This is a genomic window from Microbacterium maritypicum, assembly GCF_041529975.1.
GTDB lineage: Bacteria > Actinomycetota > Actinomycetes > Actinomycetales > Microbacteriaceae > Microbacterium.
In genome coordinates this window covers 2,391,313-2,411,344 of the sequence record NZ_CP168030.1, presented here as the reverse complement: position 1 = coordinate 2,411,344, position 20,032 = coordinate 2,391,313, and the positions used below count along the sequence as shown (strand labels likewise).

The following is a 20,032-nucleotide window of genomic DNA, read 5'->3' as shown; positions in this document are numbered from 1 at the left end:
ACCCATGTCTGTTCCCATCTCGCGCGGGCACAACCCGCTGCGTGACCCCGATGACCGTCGTCTCAACCGGATCGCGGGGCCCAGCGCTCTCGTGATCTTCGGCGTCACCGGAGACCTGTCACGCAAGAAGCTGATGCCCGCGGTCTACGATCTCGCCAACCGCGGTCTGCTCCCGCCGGGGTTCGCCCTCGTCGGGTTCGCTCGCCGCGACTGGGAGGACCAGGACTTCGCCCAGGTCGTCTACGACGCGGTCAAGGAGCACGCCCGTACGCCGTTCCGTGAGGAGACCTGGACGCAGCTGCTTCAGGGCATCCGGTTCGTGTCGGGTGAGTTCGACAACCCCGACTCGTTCCGCAAGCTCCGCGAGACCATCGAGAAGCTCGACGTGGAACGCGGCACGATGGGGAACCACGCGTTCTACCTGTCGATCCCGCCGAAGGACTTCCCGCTCGTCGCGAAGCAGCTGAAGGATTCGGGTCTCGTCGGCGAGAACAGCGATGATGACGAACGCTGGCGTCGCGTCGTGATCGAGAAGCCGTTCGGGCATGACCTCGAATCCGCCCGCGCGCTCAACGCGGCGCTCGAGGTCGCGTTCCCCGCGGACTCGATCTTCCGCATCGACCACTACCTGGGCAAGGAGACGGTCCAGAACATCCTGGCGCTGCGCTTCGCGAACGAGCTGTACGAGCCGATCTGGAACCGCAACTACGTCGACCATGTGCAGATCACGATGGCCGAGGACATCGGCGTCGGCGGTCGCGCCGGGTACTACGACGGTATCGGCGCCGCGCGCGACGTGATCCAGAACCACCTGCTGCAGCTGCTCGCGCTCACCGCGATGGAGGAGCCCATCAGCCTCTCGGCGGAGCACCTGCGTGCCGAGAAGGAGAAGGTGCTCGCCGCGGTGCACGTGCCGGACGACCTCTCCCTCGCCACGGCTCGCGGCCAGTACGCGGGCGGGTGGCAGGGCGGTGACAAGGTCACCGGCTTCCTGGATGAGGAGGGCATGAACCCCGACTCCACCACCGAGACGTATGCGGCCATCAAGCTCGAGATCGACACCCGCCGATGGGCCGACGTGCCGTTCTACCTGCGGACCGGCAAGCGTCTCGGACGCCGCGTGACCGAGATCGCCGTGGTCTTCAAGCGGGCTCCGCAGCACCTGTTCGGGCGTGGCAACGCCTCGGAGCTCGGGCAGAACGCGCTCGTCATCCGTGTGCAGCCCGATGAGGGTGTGACGATCCGCTTCGGATCCAAGGTGCCCGGCAGCGGGAGCAACGTGCGCGACGTCACGATGGACTTCGGCTACGGCCACGCCTTCACCGAGGCGAGCCCCGAGGCCTACGAGCGTCTGATCCTCGACGTCCTCCTGGGCGACCCGCCGCTGTTCCCGCGGCACGAGGAGGTCGAGCTCTCCTGGAAGATCCTCGACCCCGTGGAGAAGTACTGGGCGGCCGTCGGCGGTCCGGTGGAGCAGTACGCTCCGGGCTCGTGGGGTCCGGCATCCGCCGACGACCTGCTGGCCCGCGACGGACGAGTCTGGAGACGCCCGTGATCATCGACCTTCCCGACACGACCGTCAGTCAGGTCGCCAAGCAGCTCGTCAAGGTACGCGAAGAGGGCGGCGCCGTCGCCCTCGGCCGTGTGCTCACCCTGGTCATCGCCGCCCGCAACGGTGTCGCCGAAGCGGCCATCGATGCGGCCAACGACGCATCGCGTGAACACCCCATGCGCGTCATCGTCATCACCACGGGCGACGGCGATTCCCGCCTCGATGCCCAGATCCGCGTGGGCGGCGACGCCGGCGCGAGCGAGGTCGTCGTGCTGCGAGCCTACGGGGACGCCGCGAGCAACGAAGAGAGCCTGATCACCGGTCTCCTCCTGCCCGACGCTCCCGTGGTCGCCTGGTGGCCGGAGGATGCTCCGACCTCGCCGTCGACGTCACCGCTCGGCCGCATCGCCCAGCGCCGCATCACCGATGCCGCCACCTCGCCCGACGTGCGCGATCGGCTCGCGCTGCTCGGACGCACCCACGCCCCCGGGGACACGGACCTCGCCTGGACGCGTCTGACGCACTGGCGGGAGCAGCTGGCCGCTGTGCTCGATCAGCCGCCGTACGAACCCATCACGGGTGTCGAGGTGCGCGGTGGGTCGGCTTCTCCGTCGACCGCGCTGCTCGCCGCCTGGCTGCAGATGGCTCTGGGCGTTCGCGTGCGCTGGTCGTACGAGAACCCCGAGCACTGGCAGGAGGGCATCAAGTCGGTCCGTCTGACCCGCGCCTCCGGCGACATCCTGCTCGAGCGGCCTTCGCCCGGCATCGCCATCCTCACGCAGCCGGATCAGCCGAACCACGACCTCCACCTGCCGCGCCGCACGCTCCGCGAATGCCTCGCGGAGGAGCTGCGCAGGCTCGACCCCGATGTCCTGTACGGTCGAGTCATCACCGAGGGCTGGGAGAAACTGGGTCCGCCCGAGACTGGAGAGTGACGTCGATGCCGGTATCGTCCGCAGAGAAGCGGGTCGTGGTGGAATCCACCCCCGCCGCCCTCGCCGCCCGAGTAGCAGACCGTTTCCTCACGCGTGTTCGGGCGCGCACACGGAACGGTCGAGTCGCCCACATCGCCCTCACGGGTGGTTCGATGGGCGGTGCCGTGCTCCGCGCCGCGGCTGACGATCCGCGGTCCGCCGCGATCGACTGGTCACTCGTGCACTTCTGGTGGGGTGACGAGAGGTTCGTGCCGCGAGACGACGCGGACAGGAACTCCCTGCAGTCGCGCCGGGCTCTCCTCGACCACATCCCCGTGCCCACCGAGAACGTGCACGAGGTGGCGGGGCCCGAGACCGGACTCACGCTCGACGAGTCGGCCGCGGCCTACGCCGCCGAACTCGCCCGTTTCGGCACCGACGAGCACCCGTGGCCGTCATTCGCCGTCTGCTTCCTGGGCGTCGGTCCGGACGGACACATCGCCTCGCTGTTCCCGGATCGGGAGGAGGTCACGGTCACCGACGCCGCTGCGCTCGCCGTCCGCGACTCTCCGAAGCCCCCGCCCGAGCGCGTCACGCTCACCCGTCCGGTGCTCAACTCGTCGAAACGGGTGTGGCTCGTGCTCACCGGCGCCGACAAGGCCTCGGCACTCGGACTCGCCCTCGCCGGTGCGAGCTACACGAGCGTGCCGGCGGCCGGCGCCAAGGGGCGCAAGCGCACCGTGTTCTTCGTGGATGAGGCCGCCGCTTCCGAGGTCTCACCCGACCTCATCGATCAGGCGTACTGACCGGCGCGTCACTCACGGCCCTCGCTCGTGCAGCTACTGCTGCTCGGTGGGACCGGAGCGCCGCGGTGGAAGGTCGCCGTCATCCGGGCTCTCGGAGCTCTCCGGACGTTCGCGTTCCGTCGCGTCGACGGCTGTCGTCCGCGAGGAGGAGGCTTCTGCGGACGCCCCCTGCCCGGTCGGCGTGCTCCCGCGCTCGATTCCCAGCTCCTGGCTGTCGCTGAGCACCTGTGGGTGGTAACGGGCGAGACCCACCACTCCCCACACGGCGATGGCTCCGGCGATCGCGAAGATCACCATGACCCACGGCGGTGCGGCCGCGGCCTCGCCGAGAACGACCATGCCGATCAGAACCGCGACGAGCGGATCGACGACCGTGAGGCCGGCGATCACCAGGTCAGGCGGGCCCGAACTGTAGGCGGTCTGCACGAAGTACCCGCCGACCGCGGCCGCGGCCAGGAGCGCGAGCACGCAGATCGCGGTGATCCACTCGAACTGACCGGCCTCGATGCGCTTGATGATCACCTTGGCGAGGGTGGCGACGAAGCCGTAGAGCACACCGGCGCCCACCACGTAGAACAGCGCCCGCATGCGGTGGCGGAGTATCAGCCAGCAGGCTCCGAGGATGATGATGACGACGAGCAGGAGGGCGAGAATCACGAAGAGCTCGCGCTCGGTGACCTCCTGCTCCGTCGCGTAGATCGCGGCGAAGAAGACGAAGAGGAAGATACCGCCGACGCAGCAGGCTATGGCTGTGAGCGATTGTCTCGTCGGACTGTGACCGGAGACTCTCGCGTTCAAAAGCGTCGTGATGACGAGCGCGATGGCACCGAGCGGCTGCACGACGATCAGCGGCGCCTGGACGAGGGCCGCGAGCTGACAGACCACCGCGAGGCCGAGCATGAGCGTTCCGACGAGCCAGGAGGGCCGTGTGAGCAGTCGTTTCAACTGGTCGAAACTCAGCCCCGATGCCCCATCGGCGCCGCTGAGGCGCTCGACCTTCTCCACTCCTCGGTGCTGGTATTGCGCGCCGAGCGACATGAAGACCGCTCCGGCGAGGGCCAGGGGGATCCCGAGCAGGATGCCGGGGTTCTGGAAGGCTCCCACGAGTTGATCGCCGACCTGTTCGGCCCCGTTCATCCACACCCCAGCAGTCACGGTACGAGCCTACCGGGCGAGCGCCGCCGACTAGGGTTGTGACGTGGCTGTACTTCCGATTCGCATCATGGGCGACCCCGTCCTGCACTCCCCCGCATCCCCCGTCGACGAGATCACCGACGACATCCGCACGCTCGTCGCCGACATGTTCGAGACGATGGACACCGCTCCGGGCGTCGGGCTGGCGGCGCCGCAGGTCGGCGTGCCCCTGCGCATCTACACCTACGCCTACGTGGACGACGACGATCAGCCCTGGCGCGGCGTGCTCATCAACCCTGAGCTGTGGATGGTGCCGCTCGAACCGGGCGACCCCGACCCCGACCTCGAATCCGAGGGCTGCCTCTCGTTCCCCGGTGAGCGTTTCCCCCTGCGTCGCTCGGAGCGGGTGCACGTGACGGCGACGGATCTGGACGGCCGACCGGTCACGATCGACGTGGACGGGTGGCGTGCCCGGATCATGCAGCACGAGTTCGATCACCTCGACGGCATCCTCTATGTGGATCGTCTCTCCGACGGCGATTGGAAGACGGTGCAGAAGATCGCACGCAAGCGCGGATGGGGACGTCCGGGGGCGAGCTGGATGCCCGGTGTTGACGACCTCGAGGGCTGAGCCGCAGCACGAGTGGAGATCGTGTCCCCGAAGGCACGAAGGAAGATCAAGATGAAGCTGTACGAACGACCGTCTCTGCTGTTCGCCGCGTGCGCCCTGACGCTCGCGGTCGCCCTGACCGGCTGCGGGACCTCTGACCCCTCTCCTGAACGCAGTGCGACCGGCGACGGCGCTGGTGTCGCGAAGGTCGAGACGCCCGCGATGACGGTCGGTGACTGTCGCCTCGAAGCCACCAGCGGCCTGCCCGAAGACGCGGAAGTCGTCCCCTGCGCCGAACCCCACGACGAAGAGGTCTTCCACGAGATCGAGATGCCCGACGGCACCTTCTCGCAGCAGGCGGTCGAGGCAGCCTCCGCCGAGTGCGTCGGGGATGCGTTCACGGCCTTCGTCGGAGTGCAGCGGGAGGCGTCCGCGCTCGGCGTGTACCCGATCCCCCCGGCGGAAGAGACGTGGGACCAGCCCTACGGGCGCACCGTCTACTGCGTGCTGTTCGATCCGGCCGGACAGATCGAAGGAACGCTGGAGGGCGCCGCGCGCTGAGCGAACGCTCCGGTGACTCTCAGCCGTCCGACGCGCGCAGCGCGAGCCACGCGGCGACGCGATCGTCCGGATCGGCCAACGACAGCCCGATCAGATCCTCGATCCGTCGGATGCGAGCGGTCAGGGTCTGCCGGTGGATCCGCAGGCGGCTGGCACTCTCGCCCCATGCACTGTTCGTGGCGAGGAAGACCCGGAGCGTCTCGATGAGTTCCGTCCCTTGATCCCCCGAACGGAGCGGATCGAGCAGGCGGCCGACCCTGCCCACCTGCTCCCGATCGAGTTGCCCGAGCACGAACGACACGGTCGGGATCGCGGTGTAGCGGACCACACGTTCGCCACCGGCACGAGCCGCTTCGCACGCCTGGCGGGACTCGTCGACGCTCCGGGCGAGTGCGTCCGTGCCGGCCGGGCGTCCGAGGCCGAGGTACAGCGTCGAGGCGAAGGCCTCCACTCGGTGCGCGATCTCTTCCACGTGCTCTTCCCGCAACAGGCCCTGGATGAGTCCGCGCTGCGATGTGAAGACGTGCTCGGCGCCGAGTTCGTCCAGCCACAGTGCGAGTAGATGCTCGACGTCGACGCCGCTCGTGCGGGACGCCAGAGCGAATCCCACGAGGGTCCGCTCGTGCACACCCCAGCGGCGGAGGAGGCGCGTCGCCCGGTCTCCGCCCTCGAGAACCGTCTCGAGCATCATTGATCGACCGAGACGCTCGAGATGGCTGCTGTCGCGCGTCCTCATGAGCAGATCGAGCAGCGCAGCGGCTTGCGAGCTGAGTTCCCGGCCCCGACCGGAGCTGTCGTTGCGCGGGGCGGTGACGAGCTGCGCGGTGACGTCCTGTCCGGGGCCCACGGGATGAACCTGCAGTGCTCGATGACGCACGCGGACGGGCCGGCCGATCGCGACCGCGATCGCGTCGTCGATGTGCAGGCTTCCCGCACCGGCGGTCGTGATCACCTCGCCGTGCCGGTCGAGGAGCACGGCCCATCCGTCGATCCGGTGTGCGAGTTCGGCGATGACGCCTGTGATCCCGCTGCGTCGAGCCGCGAGCGTGAGAACCCGCATCGCCGAGGTGATCGCTCTGGCCTCCGCGGCCTGGTCGACGGCGAGGAGGGCCGTGAGCCGGGGCACGAGCAGTTCCTGCGATGTGTGCGCCCCCACGATCGCGGTGATCCGCGCGGCGGAGAGCACCTGACGCAGCGGAGGTGTGTCGACGCTCGTGACGAGCACGATGTCGCGCAGGAGCGTGGCGCGTTCCGGATCGTCGACGAGCGCGAGGATCGGCTTCTCGCCTGTCGTCACGAGTGTCGTGAAGAGCCGGTCGGTCGGGATGCCGAACGCGTCGATCGCGACCACCGAGTTCACGTGTCGGGTGCTCGGGACCTCGCCCTGCAGGAGTTCGCCGTCGAGGTACCGCGCTACGGAGACGACATCACGAACCATATCTCGATCATACGAAATGTCGAGTGCAGGCTATTCCATTCACACATTTGTCGAATGCTCTGACCGGGTGCGCTCTCCTAGCATCGTGCGCATCCCCTCTCCACCCGAAGGATGTCATGAAAGCTGTTGTCTTCCGCGATCCGCAGTCACCGATCGAGTTCGTCGACGTCGACCTCGCGCCCCCGCGCGCCGGCGAGGTCCGCGTGCGAATCGCGGCCGCCGGCGTCTGCCACTCCGACCTGCACGTGAAGCGCGGCGAGTGGGATGCCGCTGCTCCCTTGGTCATGGGCCACGAAGGATCCGGCGTCGTCACCGAACTCGGTGAAGGCGTGAACACGCTCGCCGTGGGCGATCACGTCGTGCTGAGCTGGGTGCCGCCGTGCGGCGAGTGCCGCTACTGCCGCGCCGGTCACGAGGCACGGTGTCAGAAGGTCGCGACCGTGGTCGCGCCCCTCGGCGTGCTGTTCGACGGGACCTCGCGTCTCAGCCGCGACGGCGAGACGCTGCATCACTACCTCGGCGTCTCCTCGTTCGCCGAGGAGGTCGTGGTGCCCGCGTCCGGAGCCGTGAAGGTGCGCGACGACGCCCCGCTCGATGTCGTCGCCGTCGTCGGGTGCGCCGTGGCCACCGGCGTCGGTGCGGTGCTCAACACGGCCGCGGTCGAGCCCGGTTCCACCGTCGCGGTGATCGGGTGCGGCGGCGTGGGCCTCAACGTTGTCCAGGGGGCGCGACTCGCCGGTGCGGAGCGCATCGTCGCGATCGACGTGCGACCCGAGAAGACCCAGCTGGCCCTGCAGTTCGGCGCGACCGACCGCATCGACGCCTCGCAGGGCGACGCCGTCGCGCAGCTGCGGGAACTGATCTCCGACGGGGTCGACTACGCCTTCGACGCCATCGGACGCACCAGCACGACGGAGCAGTCGATCCAGATGCTCGGGCTCGGCGGCGCCGCCGTGATCGTGGGCCTCCCCCCGACGGGCGCCCGCGCGTCATTCGAACCCCTCGTCCTCGCCGAAGCCGATCAGCGCATCCTCGGATCGAACTACGGCTCCGTCCGCCCCTCCATCGACGTTCCCGCTCTGGTGGACCGCTACATGGACGGACAGCTCAAGATCGACCCCCTGATCTCCGGGCGGCGCCCGCTGTCCGAGGCCGCGGCGGCCCTCGACGATCTCGAGACCGGTTCGGCACTGCGTACGCTCCTCATCCCCTGACCGCGCACCGCGGACCCTCACCCCTGAAACCCGAATCCAGGAGAACCCATGTCTGACACCGTCGTCGCCCCGCCCGGCGCGCCCCAGGATGCCGGCCTTCGCACCGGCGTCATGAGCGGCCCCGAACTCGCCGCTCAAGCCATCGCCAACATCGCCCCCAGCGCCGTCATCGCCTTCACCGCGGCGGCGATCTTCCTCGGTGCGGGCAACGGCACCATCTACGCCTTCGCCCTGGCGACGATCGTCATCCTGTGCGTCGGCTACTGCGTCGTCGTGTTCGCTCGCAAGCACGCCTCGGCGGGTTCGCTGTACACGTACGTGTCGAAGGGCCTCGGGCCGTTCGGCGCCTTCCTCGCCGGCGTCACCCTGCTGATCGGCTGCTTCGGCATCGCGGCCGCCTCCCTCAGCGGTTCCGTCAGCTACATGGCCCAGTTCCTCCGCATGCTCGGCCTTCCGGCCCAGGGACTCGGATGGGACATCGGCCTCGCCGTCGTACTCGGCGGGTTGGCGACGCTGTTCACCATCCGCGGCATCCGCCTGTCGGCCCGGGTCTCGCTCGTGCTCGAGCTCCTCTCCGTGGGTATCATCCTCGTGCTCCTGGTCGCGGCACTCATCTGGGCCGGACCCGCCGCGTGGGACCCCGCTCAGGTGCTCGCCACCGGATCCTCGTTCCAGGGGGTCGCGTCGGGCATGGTGCTCGGCATCCTCGGGTTCGTGGGGTTCTCCTCCGCTGACGCACTCGGCCGAGAGGCCAAGGAGCCGTACAAGGCGATCCCCCGCGCGATCATGTGGAGCGCGCTCGGCGTCGGAGTCCTGTACGTGTTCGCGGCGTATACGCAGATCACGGTGTTGGGCGACGACCTCGCCACCTCGGCCAGCCCGCTGGAGAGCATGTCGGCTCTCATCGGCATGCCGGCCTGGTTCGCCGCCGCCCTCACGATCGGTGTCTCGGCCTCGTTCTTCGCGGTCGTCGTCGCTCCGCTCAACGTGATCGGGCGCATCGTGTACGTCATGGGCAAGGAGGGCGTGGTCGCCGAGCGGTTCGGTCGCACCCACGAGCAGCACCTGACCCCGCACCGCGTGCTGATCATCGCCGGCGCGGCCGCGATCACGGTCGACATCGTGCTGCTGCTCTCGGGAGCGGCGACCGGCGACATCCTCGTCTGGGTGAACACCTGGGGCACCTACGGCTACATGGTCGCCTATGCCCTCGTCGCGATCGCCTGCGTCGTCTACACGCAGCGGGCGAAGATGCGCAACGGCCTCGTGAAGGTGTGCGCGACCATCGCGGTCGCCACCATGGCGTACGTGTTCTTCGCGAACGTCTGGCCGGTGCCGGCGTTCCCGTACAACGTGATCCCGTACATCTTCCTGGCCACCGTCGCCCTCGCGCTCACCCGGTACCTCTACCTGTCGCGTCGTCGACCCGACGTGATCGCCCGCATCGGCAACACCGAGACGAGCGCCATGGAGGGCGTCGGCTGACGCCGTCCTCCTCCACTGATGAGAAGAGCCCCTTCTACCGAAGGGGCTCTTCTCTCCATTTCAACCGCTCGATCCCGCGTCTGAACGAGAAAAGCCCCCTCCGTGGAGGGGGCTTTTCCCGTTGGCTCCCCGGCTTGGACTCGAACCAAGAACCTGCCGGTTAACAGCCGGCTGCTCTGCCAATTGAGCTACCGAGGAATGTGCCCGCTCAGCGGGCAACTCGACAAGCTTAGCAAACTCCGGAGCGACTTCAGGACACCGGGGCGCCCTTCGCGGATGCCGGGCGTGTCGTGCTCAGCGGCGAGAATCCGACTCCGCATTCGGGACCCAGAGCAGGTCACGTCCGACGCCCCGGGCGACCACGTGACCGGCGCGCAGCATGAGCGTTTCGGCGTTGAGCTCGCGGATGAAGTCCGCATCGTTGGTGACGAGCAGCGCGGCCATCCCCTGCTCCTTGCGGCGTCTGGTGATGGCGTCGAACACCACCGGTCGCACCTCGAGATCGAGGTTCGCGAGGATCTCGTCGGCGATCAGCACCTTCGGCTCCAGGACGAACGATCGTGCGATCGCGACACGCTGGCGCATCCCGGCGCTGAGCTCGTACGGGAACTTGGCCGCCGTGCCGAGCGGAAGGTGCAACTCGTCCAGGAGCGTCGCCACGCGGATCGAGAGCGCCTTGGTGTTGACCTTGCGCTCGCGGACGAGGATAGGCTCGGCGATGACCTCGTTGACGGTCAGCCGCGGCGGCAGGTCGGCACCCGCCCCCTGCGGCACGAAGCCGGTGCGGTAGGTGAGGATTCTGTGCTTGCGTCCCGGTCGGCGCACGTCGACGCCGCACACCTGCGCGCTCCCCCCGACGACCTTCACCGAAGGGTCGGTGGAACCGGCGAGAGCGGCGACCAGAGTGGATTTTCCGGAACCCGTGGGGCCGGCGACGCAGATCAGTCCCCCGGGAGCGAGAGAGAAGGTGACGCCGTCAACGGCGCGGGTCGGCATCCCGTGGCCGATCCGGTCGATCACGAGATCCGAGCAATCGATCGCGTTCGTGGATTCTGGCCTGCGGGACATGTGTCCATCCTGCCTTCTTCGCGGTGCAGGGCGGGGTTACGACTCGGCGAAGCGCTGACGCTCGGCATCGATGTCGCGCAGGCGCATCCGCAACGCACGGCCCCCATCGGAATCCGCCGGCACCCGCTGCACGGCGCCGAGAAGCTCCTGCTTGTCGCGCTCGAGCTGGCGCAGGACGAGTCGTCGGGCGAGGTCGGCCACGGTGGCGACGGCGCGCTCCTCATCCCGCGCGGGGAAAGGCGTCATCAGCAGCTCACCCGCCAGCGAGCGATAGGGCTCGCGGACGCTGTTGACGGCCTCCGTCACCCAGCCGGCCCTGGTGCGGTCGGGCGCCGCCGCCACGGCTTCGCGCACGGCGTCGAGACCCGGGGTGCGGAACGGCATGCCCAGCGCCCGATTCAGGAGGGCCTGATCGACCTGATGCCCGTACTGCAGGGCACCCATCAGCGCGTCCCGTTCGACCGCGACATCGGGGCTGCGCGGAAGACTGGCGAGTGTGACCGGCGCCACGACCGATGCCCCGGTCGCGGGATCGACCTGCGGAGCCTCGCGACGCGAGTGCTGCGGCGTGGAACCGCCACGCGCCGCGCGCTCGACCTCGCTACGCACCTCGGTGGGATCCATCCCGAGTCGCCGTGCCAGGACACGCTCGTAACCCGGGCGAAGGAGCTGGTCGCGGATCTCGGCCACGATCGGCGCCGCAGCCCTCAGAGCGCCCACGCGCCCCTCGACGGTGGAGAGATCGAAGCCGCCCAGCTTGCGGTCGATCGCGAACTCGAACATCGGCTGCTTGGTGTCCATCAGCCCGCGAACGGCCGCGTCGCCACGCTGGAGGCGCAGATCGCACGGATCGAGCCCGTCCGGGGCGACCGCCACGAAGGTCTGCGCGTTGAACCGATCGTCCTCCGTGAAGGCTCGCAGCGCCGCCTTCTGGCCGGCCTCGTCGCCGTCGAAGGTGAAGACGACCTCGCCGGAGGCGTTGTCATCACCCATCACACGCCGCAGCACTTTGATGTGATCGGTGCCGAAGGCGGTGCCACACGTCGCGATGGCCGTGGTGAGGCCGGCGAGGTGACAGGCCATCACATCGGTGTAGCCCTCGACCACGACGACGCGGCGGGGGTCTCCACGCGCGATGTCGCGCTTGGCGAGGTCCAGGCCGTAGAGGACCTGCGCCTTCTTGTAGATCGGGGTCTCCGGGGTGTTCAGGTACTTCGGGCCGTTGTCGTCGTCGAAGAGCTTGCGCGCGCCGAAGCCGATCGTCTGACCCGAGACGTCGCGGATCGGCCACACCAGGCGCCCGCGGAACCGGTCGTAGACGCCGCGCTGCCCGGTGGAGACCAGGCCGGCGTTGCTGAGCTCTTCGCGCGTGAAGCCCTGTGCGGTGAGTGCCTTGAGCATGCCGTCCCAGCCGCGCGGCGCGAAGCCGACGCCGAAATGCGCCGCGGCTCCGGCGTCGAAGCCGCGCTCCCCGAGGAAGCGGCGGCCGGCCTCGGCATCCGGCGTGAGCAACTGTGCGCGGAAGAACTCCGCGGCCGCGGTGTTCGCCGCGTAGAGACGGCTGCGGCCGCTCGTCTCCGGTGCCGCTCCCCCGTCCTCATAGTGCAGCGTGTACCCGATGCGGCCGGCGAGACGCTCGACCGCCTCGGTGAAGCTGACGTGGTCCATCTCGCGCAGGAACGAGTAGACGTCGCCCGACTCGCCGCAGCCGAAGCAGTGGTAGTAGCCCACCTGCTGGCGCACATGGAAGCTCGGGCTCTTCTCGTCGTGGAAGGGGCACAGTCCCTTGAGCGAACCCACGCCCGCCGACTTCAGCGCGACACGCTCACCGACGATGTCGGCGATGTTCGTGCGCGCCTTGACCTCGTCGACGTCGGCCTGCCGGATCCGCGGCATCAGCGCGCCCCTTCGGCGATTGGCCGCCTCTCGGCGTGCGCCCGAGCCCCGGGTCGGGCGTGACGAGGAGTCCAGATGCCCACCTCGGCCGGATCGATCTCTCCCACGAGCCGGTTGTGCCAGTCGATCGCGCTCTGGTCGGTGAGGCTCGCGATCTGATCCACGACGACCCTGGCGCGCTCGGCATCGTTCTCCGCCGCGATGAAATCGGCAGCGAACGCGGGCTCGAGCACGTCGGATCCGGCGGACCACAGGGCGTCTGTCGACCACAGCGCCTCGGCGAGCCGCGTCAGAACACGCCGCTGCTCCTTGTACACGCCCTTGCGAGCCTCGATCGTGACGATGGCCTGACCCATGATGCCCTTGAGTACCGCGATCTCGACCTCGATCACCCGCGGGACGACGACATGGGCGTTGTAGCGAACCAGAGCCGTGCTCCCGTACGCCTCTTTGGTGGCGGCGACCGCGGCTTTGGCGAAGCGGCCGATCAGGTCGCTCGTCAGGTTCTTGAGCCGGGCGAGCGCCTGGCGTGAGCGGTCGAACGACGCGAGCCACATCGGCTGGGACGAGAGACGGTACAGCGCATCCGCCAGCTCGTCGCGAGTGAAGTCGTATCCCACCCACTGCTGGATGCGTCCGAGCAGCGCATCGTGCGCACGCGGATCGGCCAGCTGCGCGACGTCGACGTATCCGTTGACGATCGCGTCCTCGAAGTCGTGCACCGAGTATGCGATGTCGTCGGAGAGATCCATGATCTCGGCCTCGATGCACCGCAGGCGTCCGGGGGCTCCCTCGCGCATCCACCGGAACACAGCCTCGTCCTCGGGGTACACGCCGAACTTGAGCCGCCCACCGGGATCCGGCACCGGACTGTCGACCGTCCACGGGTACTTGCACGTCGCGTCGAGACTGGCGCGCGTCAGGTTCAGTCCGACCGAGCGGTCATCGTCGTCGAGCACCTTGGCCTCGAGCCGCGAGAGGATGCGCAGCGACTGGGCATTGCCCTCGAAGCCGCCGATCGGCTCCGCCCATTCGTTGAGCGCCCGCTCGCCGTTGTGTCCGAACGGCGGGTGGCCCAGGTCATGGCTCAGACAGGCTGTGTCGACCACATCGGCCGAGACGCCGAGAGCGACCGCCAGTTCCCGTCCGACCTGGGCGACCTCGAGCGAGTGTGTCAGGCGATTGCGGGCGAAGTCGGCCGTGCTGGCCGGGCTCAGCACCTGTGTCTTCGCGGCGAGCCGACGCAGAGCTGCGGAATGCAGCACGCGTGCGCGATCGCGCGCGAAGTCGTTGCGCTCCGAACGATGGGTCTCCGCGAAGAAGCGCTCGGCGTCGCGCGCGTCGTAACCGTCGGCGCGCAGGCCGAACTGAGGATCAACCGCCACTGTTCTCGATCTCCGCTCCACGCATCATCTCCGATGCCGACGAGGCGAGCTCCCGCGACTCCAGCCACTTGTCCGGCAGTGCCGTCCGCTTCGGGTGCCCGGAGCGTCCGCGCTGCCCCTCGGCATCCGCACCGGGATACGGAGCGGTGTGATCGAGTCGCCCGAGGAAGTCGTCGATCTCCGCGAGGCTGGATGCGGTGGCGAGCCCGGTGCGGATGTCACCGCCGACCGGGTATCCCTTGAAATACCAGGAGACGTGCTTGCGGATGTCACGGCACCCGCGATCTTCGTCTTCGAAGAACTCGACCAGCAGCTCGGCATGCCGACGGAAGGCGTTCGCAACGAACCCGAGCGTGGCGTCGACCGTCTTGCCCTCGCCACCGAAGGCGGTGGCGAGCTCACCGAACAGCCACGGGCGTCCGAGGCAGCCGCGTCCGACCACGACACCGTCGCAGTCGGTCTGCGCCATCATGCGCACGGCATCGTCGGCGGACCAGATGTCGCCGTTGCCCAGCACGGGGATGCTCGTGACGGCCCGCTTCAGCTCGCCGATCGCGTTCCAGTCGGCGTGCCCGGAGTAGAACTCGCCCGCGGTGCGCGCGTGCAGGGCCACGGCGGCTGCACCGGCATCCTCCGCCGCGCGCCCGGCGTCGAGGAACGTCAGGTGATCCTTGTCGATTCCCTTGCGCATCTTCACCGTGAGCGGCACGTCACCCGCCGCCTTGACCGCCTGGTCGACGATGTCGGCGAACAGCTTCGACTTCCACGGCAGCGCTGCTCCCCCGCCGCGGCGGGTGACCTTCGGCACCGGGCATCCGAAGTTGAGATCGATGTGGTCGGCATGGTCTTCCGCGACGATGATGCGCACGGCCTCGGCGATCGTCTTCGGGTCGACACCGTAGAGCTGAATGGACCGCGGCGTCTCGGACTCGTGATGCCGGATCAGCCGCATGGTCGTCTCGTTGCGCTCGACCAGCGCGCGCGAGGTGATCATCTCGCTCACGTAGAGCCCGGCGCCGTACTCGCGGCACAGGCGCCGGAAGGCGGTGTTGGTGATACCCGCCATGGGTGCGAGGACGACCGGCACGTCGAGGTCGATCGGGCCGATGCGAAGGGGGCGGGCGGGGGCGGTGGCGAGAGTCATGTCCTGTCCATTCTCCCAGACGCGGAGCCCGGGGGGATGCGGCGACCTAAGCTGTGAATATGACCGATTCCGCGCTCCGTTCGATCCCGTTCACCGATGCCAAGGGCGAGGAGAAGACGCTCGACGATCTCGGCGCCGACGTGGTGCTGGTGGTCAACGTGGCGTCCAAGTGCGGACTCACCCCCCAGTACGAGCAGCTCGAGGAACTGCAGCGCCTGTACGGGGACCGCGGCTTCACGGTCGTCGGCTTCCCGTGCAACCAGTTCTTCGGCCAGGAGCCGGGCTCCGTCGACGACATCCTCGAGTTCTGCTCGACGACCTACGGCGTCACCTTCCCGGTCAATGACAAGGTCAAGGTGAACGGCAAGAACGCGTCGGAGCTCTACAAGGCTCTCAAGGAGACCCCGGACGAGGGCGGCAAGGCCGGCCGCGTCGAGTGGAACTTCGAGAAGTTCCTCGTGCTGCCCGACGGCGACGTCCTGCGCTTCCGTCCGAAGCAGAAGCCGGACGCCCCCGAGATCGTCAGCGCGATCGAAGCAGCACTGACCCGCTAAGTCACGTCGGATCGAGCGCGGGGTCGGTGCGGTTCACCTCCGCGTAAGCCGCGCGCTCCCCTGATCTGCGGGCGAACACGGGGCTCGTTCATCTCCTCGTCAGCCCGACGCCATCTGGCCTCCCTAGTCTCACCGCGGCGAACATCGCCCGAAGACGAAGGAGACCACGCATGCCCGACCGTCTGCCGATCAGCCGGCGCACCGTCCTCACCGCCGGAGCGCTCGGCGCTCTCGGAACCGCCCTGCCGCTCGGTACCGCCTCCGCAGCCGCGGCCTCGGACATCGCCCCGGCGGGCGCCGGAGCCGGCCGCGGTCTGCGTTTCCGCGCCGACGGGACCTTCAAGGTGGTGCAGTTCAACGACACGCAAGACGATGAACTCACCGACCGCCGCACGGTCGAACTGATGGAGAAGGTGCTCGATCAGGAGAAGCCCGACTTCGTCGTCATCAACGGCGATGTGATCACCGGCGGCTGCGAGACCCGGCTCGCCGTGAAGCAGGCGATCAACAACGTCGTCACGCCCATGGAGGCCCGACGGATCCCGTGGGCGGTCACCTACGGCAACCATGACGAGGACTCGCTGCCGCAGTCGGGCGTGGACGAGGCGGGAATGCTGAAGATCTACCGCTCGTACGAGTACAACGTGAACGCCGAGAGCACACGGGGCGTGACCGGTACCAGCAACACGATCGTGTCGATCGGCTCGGCCGCCCGGAAGAACCGCGAGGCGTTCGCCCTGTGGCTGATGGACTCGGGGCGCTACGCCCCCGGCACGATCGACGGCCAGGACTTCGCCGGATACCCGACCTGGGACTGGCTGCGGATGGACCAGGTGGCCTGGTACCGCGAGCAGTCGCAGCGTCTCGAACAGCGTCGCGGGCGCAAGGTGCCGGGGCTGATGTTCCTGCACATCGCGCTGTGGGAGCACCGCTTCATGTGGTGGGGCGGCGTGGACACCCGCACGGAGGCCGATGCCGCGCGCGGCAAGGCCCGGCACGCCATCGTCGGTGAGCGCAACGAAGACGAGTGCCCCGGTCCGTTCAACTCCGGGATGTTCAACGCGATCCTCGAGCGCGGCGACGTGAAGGGCGTGTTCGTCGGCCACGACCACATCAATGACTACGTGGGCGACTACTACGGCGTCATGCTGGGCTACGCCCCCGGCACCGGGTTCGGCGCCTACGGTCTCGACGGCGCTGAGCGCAACCGTATGCGCGGTGGTCGGGTCTTCGAACTCAAGGAAGCCGGTGACGAGGTGACGATCGCGACGCGTGTCGTCTATGCGCGCGAGCTCGGCATCGATCTGACGGCGAACGACCAGCCCATGGAGCCGCTGCCCCTCGGCCCGCGCCAGCAGCGGATCTGACGCTCACACAACACGACGCCGGGGACCCGTTCGGGTGCCCGGCGTCGTGGTGTCCGGCGGGTCTCAGGCCTCGACGGGTTCGTCCCGCTTGGCCCACAGGTCGCGGATCACGTTCTCGAACGCGGCCGGCGGCTGTGCGCCACTGATGCCGTACTGGCCGTCGACGACGAAGAACGGAACGCCCTGGATGCCGTAGGCCCGTGCCTGCGCCTGATCCTGACGCACGGCCGGGAGGTACTGCTCGCTCTCGAGCGCTGTGCGGGCGCGGTCGGCGTCGAGCCCCACCTCGGCCGCGAGGGCGACGAGGTCGTCGATACGCCCGACGTGCTTGCCCTCGGTGAAGTAGGCGGACATGAGCCGCTCCTCCATCTCGTGCTGCAGCCCTTCGGCCTTCGCGAAGTGCAGCAGCTCGTGCGCCTTCACGGTGTTGGTGTGCTGCAGGATGTCGAAACGGTACTCGAGCCCCGCGTTCGCGGCAACACCGGTCACGTTCGACAGCATCTGCTCGACCTGCTCCCGCGGCATGCCCTTGTGCCCGGCGAGGAAGTCGATCTCGTCGCCGTCGAAGTCGACCGGGGTGTCGGGCGACAGCTCGAACGAGTGGAAGGTGATGTTGACCTGCGGCGCGTCCTCGTCGGCAGCGACCGCTTCGAGACCCTTCTCGAGGTTGCGCTTGCCGATGTAGCACCAGGGGCAGGCGATGTCGGACCAGATGTCGATGGAGATGGGTTCAGTCACACTTTCATCCAACCGCATGCGCCTCCGAGCTATTCCGAGGCGGCGGGCGCGAGATCGATAGGATTCTCGGATGCTCACCGCCGCCGACCCGCTTCCCTTCCGGCCCGAGCGGGTCCTGATCGCCGGTGTCACGGGCTCCGGCAAGACCACTCTCGCGCGCCGCGTCGCCGGCGTGTGGGGACTGCGCCAGATCGAGATCGACGGCCTGTTCCACGGGCCGAACTGGGCTCCGCGGCCCGAGTTCCTCGACGATGTGCGCTCCTTCGCGGCCGAGGACCGCTGGGTCACCGAGTGGCAGTACACGAGCAAGGGCACCGACGAGATCCTCACGCCGCGCGCCGACCTCGCGATCTGGCTGGACTATCCGTACCGCGTGGTGCGCTCACGCCTGCTGCGTCGAACGCTGCGCCGCAGCATCCTGCGCACGCGGATGTGGAACGGCAACGTCGAGAAACCGATCTGGCAGATGTTCCGCAGCGATCCCGACGAGAACATCCTCGCCTGGCAGACCAAGACCCTGGGGCATTGGACAGAGCGGATGCCGGACTACACCCTGCGCTTCCCGCAGCTCACGATCGTCCGGCTCCGGACTCCGAACGAGACCGAGCAGTGGCTCCGGGCTCAGGCGGGTGAGTCAGGGGTGTCGATCGCGCCGCCGAAGCGACGGTCCCGCGACAGGTAGATGCCGATCGCCCGCCAGAGCTCTTCCCGCGAGAAGTCCGGCCAGAGCGTGTCAAGGAACACCATCTCGGCGTAGGCCGACTCCCACAGCAGGAAGTTCGAGGTGCGCTGCTCCCCCGAGCTCCGGAGGAAGAGATCGACGTCGGGCATGTCCGGCACGTACAGGTTCCGGCGGATCATCTTCTCGGTGATGGCCTTGGGCTTCACGCGCCCGGCAGCGACGTCTTCCGCGATCGCCCGCATCGCGTCGACGAGCTCGACCCGTCCGCCGTAATTGACGCACATCGTGAGGGTGAGCACGTCGTTGCCGCGGGTGAGCTGTTCGGCGTGCTGCAACTCCTTGATGACGCTGCCCCAGAGCCTCGGCTTGCGGCCGGCCCAGCGGATGCGGACGCCCCACTCGTTGAGCTGGTCGCGGCGGCGGTGCAGCACATCGCGGTTGTAGCCCATGAGGAAGCGCACCTCCTCGGGGGACCGCGCCCAGTTCTCGGTCGAGAACGCGTACACGGACAGATGCTTCACCCCGGCCTGGATTGCGCCGGCGACGACGTCGAGCAGCACCTCCTCGCCCGCCTTGTGGCCTTCGATGCGGTTGAGACCTCGGCGGTTGGCCCAGCGGCCGTTGCCGTCCATGACGATCGCGACGTGCTCGGGCACGGCCCGGAACGCCGGCGGGTGCACACCGGTCCAATCCAGCGGACGATAGGGCACCGCGTCTTTGTGCGTGTAGGGCTTGGGGCTCATCGTGGTCCTTCCGACGAGATGTCCGACACATGGGCGAGCGAGCGGATGCCGCGCTCCAGGTGCCACTGGGCGTAAGCGGAGACGAGTCCGGACGCGGCCGCGGTGTCGGCGGGCGGTGACGCATCGATGACGTCCCACTCGCCCGAGATCAAGGCGCGGAGAAGGGTCAGTGTCTTCTCGGCGACGCGGGGGCTGCCGGCCGGCGCGCAGTTGGTGCACACCAGTCCACCCAGCTGCGCGACGAATCGCGCGTGCGGTCCCGGTGTCCCGCAGCGCGCGCATTCGTCGAGCGAGGGCGCCCACCCGGAAAGCGACATGACCCGCAGGAGGTACGAATCGAGGATGCTGCGCGCGACGTGCTCTCCGCGCGACAGTGCCCGCAGCCCGCCCACGAGGAGCAGGTACTGATCGGGGGTCGCCTCGGCATCGCTCAGACGGTCGGCCGTCTCCACCATCGCGTTCGCCGCGGTGAACCGGTCGTAGTGCGCCGCGATGTCCGTGCCGTAGGAGCCGAGCGATTCCGCCTGCTGCACGATGTCGAGCGAGCGCCCCTGATAGAGCTGCACGTCGGCGACCATGAACGGCTCGAGCCTGGCGCCGAACTTCGACGAGGTGCGGCGCACGCCCTTAGCGACCGCGCGCACCTTACCGTGGCGGCGCGAGAGCATGGTGACGATGCGATCCGCCTCACCGAGCTTGTGAGTGCGCAGGATCACCGCTTCGTCTCGGTAGGTGGGCACC

At 68.6% G+C, this 20,032-nt stretch carries 19 protein-coding genes and 1 tRNA gene; 10 read left to right on the top strand and 10 right to left on the bottom strand.

What is annotated here, in order from left to right; translation table 11 throughout:
• Positions 1 to 4 precede the first annotated feature (4 nt).
• The 3 genes from zwf to pgl are packed head-to-tail and all read left to right on the top strand — an operon-like array spanning position 5 to position 3,272.
• Complete coding sequence (gene zwf / locus ACCO44_RS11710; protein ID WP_029261747.1) at positions 5 to 1,555, top strand: glucose-6-phosphate dehydrogenase; 1,551 nt, start codon at positions 5 to 7, stop codon at positions 1,553 to 1,555.
• Positions 1,552 to 2,487, top strand: coding sequence for a glucose-6-phosphate dehydrogenase assembly protein OpcA (locus tag ACCO44_RS11705; protein ID WP_029261746.1), 936 nt, complete (start codon positions 1,552 to 1,554; stop codon positions 2,485 to 2,487). The genes zwf and ACCO44_RS11705 overlap by 4 nt, the downstream gene beginning before the upstream one ends.
• A 5-nt stretch (positions 2,488 to 2,492) precedes the next feature.
• Positions 2,493 to 3,272, top strand: a complete 780-nt coding sequence (pgl, locus tag ACCO44_RS11700) for a 6-phosphogluconolactonase (RefSeq protein WP_372466651.1) — start codon at positions 2,493 to 2,495, stop codon at positions 3,270 to 3,272.
• Between the two features lie 33 nt (positions 3,273 to 3,305).
• Here the strand turns inward: pgl and ACCO44_RS11695 are convergent, their stop codons facing one another.
• Positions 3,306 to 4,409: a DMT family transporter gene (locus tag ACCO44_RS11695; RefSeq protein ID WP_231481795.1), complete on the bottom strand. Its 1,104-nt coding sequence runs from the start codon at positions 4,407 to 4,409 to the stop codon at positions 3,306 to 3,308.
• 61 nt (positions 4,410 to 4,470) lie between these two features.
• Between ACCO44_RS11695 and def the strand changes: the two genes are divergently transcribed.
• Both def and ACCO44_RS11685 read left to right on the top strand, forming a co-directional pair.
• On the top strand, positions 4,471 to 5,037 hold the full coding sequence (def, locus tag ACCO44_RS11690; protein ID WP_105710086.1) for a peptide deformylase: 567 nt from the start codon (positions 4,471 to 4,473) through the stop codon (positions 5,035 to 5,037).
• Between the two features lie 51 nt (positions 5,038 to 5,088).
• Entirely contained in the window at positions 5,089 to 5,577 is a 489-nt protein-coding gene (locus ACCO44_RS11685; RefSeq protein WP_146114796.1) for a septum formation family protein, read from the top strand.
• A gap of 19 nt (positions 5,578 to 5,596) precedes the next feature.
• Here ACCO44_RS11685 and ACCO44_RS11680 read toward each other — a convergent pair whose 3' ends face one another.
• Entirely contained in the window at positions 5,597 to 7,015 is a 1,419-nt protein-coding gene (locus ACCO44_RS11680; protein ID WP_372466648.1) for a PucR family transcriptional regulator, read from the bottom strand.
• 116 nt (positions 7,016 to 7,131) lie between these two features.
• Here ACCO44_RS11680 and ACCO44_RS11675 point away from each other — a divergent pair, with 116 nt between their 5' ends.
• Together ACCO44_RS11675 and ACCO44_RS11670 are read left to right on the top strand one after the other, a co-directional pair.
• Positions 7,132 to 8,229 (top strand): alcohol dehydrogenase catalytic domain-containing protein, encoded by a 1,098-nt coding sequence (locus tag ACCO44_RS11675; protein WP_029261740.1) that lies wholly within the window; start codon positions 7,132 to 7,134, stop codon positions 8,227 to 8,229.
• Positions 8,230 to 8,277: 48 nt separating this feature from the next.
• Positions 8,278 to 9,714: an APC family permease gene (locus tag ACCO44_RS11670; protein WP_372466647.1), complete on the top strand. Its 1,437-nt coding sequence runs from the start codon at positions 8,278 to 8,280 to the stop codon at positions 9,712 to 9,714.
• Positions 9,715 to 9,836: 122 nt separating this feature from the next.
• On the opposite strand, the gene ACCO44_RS11665 is transcribed toward ACCO44_RS11670, so the two are convergent.
• The 5 genes from ACCO44_RS11665 to dusB form a co-directional block, all read right to left on the bottom strand.
• Positions 9,837 to 9,912, bottom strand: a tRNA-Asn gene (locus tag ACCO44_RS11665).
• A gap of 96 nt (positions 9,913 to 10,008) precedes the next feature.
• Positions 10,009 to 10,782: an ATP-binding cassette domain-containing protein gene (locus ACCO44_RS11660; protein ID WP_029261738.1), complete on the bottom strand. Its 774-nt coding sequence runs from the start codon at positions 10,780 to 10,782 to the stop codon at positions 10,009 to 10,011.
• 36 nt (positions 10,783 to 10,818) lie between these two features.
• Positions 10,819 to 12,678, bottom strand: a complete 1,860-nt coding sequence (gene dnaG, locus ACCO44_RS11655) for a DNA primase (protein WP_105710091.1) — start codon at positions 12,676 to 12,678, stop codon at positions 10,819 to 10,821.
• Positions 12,678 to 14,063, bottom strand: a complete 1,386-nt coding sequence (locus tag ACCO44_RS11650; protein ID WP_372466644.1) for a deoxyguanosinetriphosphate triphosphohydrolase — start codon at positions 14,061 to 14,063, stop codon at positions 12,678 to 12,680. The genes dnaG and ACCO44_RS11650 overlap by 1 nt, the downstream gene beginning before the upstream one ends.
• Complete coding sequence (dusB, locus tag ACCO44_RS11645) at positions 14,053 to 15,207, bottom strand: tRNA dihydrouridine synthase DusB (RefSeq protein WP_372466643.1); 1,155 nt, start codon at positions 15,205 to 15,207, stop codon at positions 14,053 to 14,055. The genes ACCO44_RS11650 and dusB overlap by 11 nt, the downstream gene beginning before the upstream one ends.
• A gap of 59 nt (positions 15,208 to 15,266) precedes the next feature.
• Between dusB and ACCO44_RS11640 the strand changes: the two genes are divergently transcribed.
• Positions 15,267 to 15,761 carry a glutathione peroxidase gene (locus tag ACCO44_RS11640; RefSeq protein WP_029261734.1) on the top strand — a complete coding sequence of 165 codons (495 nt, stop codon included), beginning with the start codon at positions 15,267 to 15,269 and terminating at the stop codon, positions 15,759 to 15,761.
• Positions 15,762 to 15,931: 170 nt separating this feature from the next.
• Positions 15,932 to 17,128 carry a metallophosphoesterase family protein gene (locus ACCO44_RS11635; RefSeq protein WP_181156207.1) on the top strand — a complete coding sequence of 399 codons (1,197 nt, stop codon included), beginning with the start codon at positions 15,932 to 15,934 and terminating at the stop codon, positions 17,126 to 17,128.
• Between the two features lie 63 nt (positions 17,129 to 17,191).
• On the opposite strand, the gene ACCO44_RS11630 is transcribed toward ACCO44_RS11635, so the two are convergent.
• The gene (locus ACCO44_RS11630) at positions 17,192 to 17,866 is read right to left on the bottom strand and encodes a DsbA family protein (RefSeq protein ID WP_029261732.1); all 675 of its coding nucleotides are present in this window, start codon (positions 17,864 to 17,866) and stop codon (positions 17,192 to 17,194) included.
• Positions 17,867 to 17,936: 70 nt separating this feature from the next.
• Between ACCO44_RS11630 and ACCO44_RS11625 the strand changes: the two genes are divergently transcribed.
• Positions 17,937 to 18,548, top strand: a complete 612-nt coding sequence (locus tag ACCO44_RS11625) for an AAA family ATPase (protein ID WP_372466642.1) — start codon at positions 17,937 to 17,939, stop codon at positions 18,546 to 18,548.
• Here the strand turns inward: ACCO44_RS11625 and ACCO44_RS11620 are convergent.
• Complete coding sequence (locus ACCO44_RS11620) at positions 18,488 to 19,291, bottom strand: isoprenyl transferase (protein ID WP_029261730.1); 804 nt, start codon at positions 19,289 to 19,291, stop codon at positions 18,488 to 18,490. The two genes, ACCO44_RS11625 and ACCO44_RS11620, sit on opposite strands and share 61 nt — an antisense overlap.
• Positions 19,288 to 20,031, bottom strand: a complete 744-nt coding sequence (recO, locus tag ACCO44_RS11615) for a DNA repair protein RecO (RefSeq protein ID WP_105710094.1) — start codon at positions 20,029 to 20,031, stop codon at positions 19,288 to 19,290. The genes ACCO44_RS11620 and recO overlap by 4 nt, the downstream gene beginning before the upstream one ends.
• Between the last annotated feature and the right edge of the window lies 1 nt (position 20,032).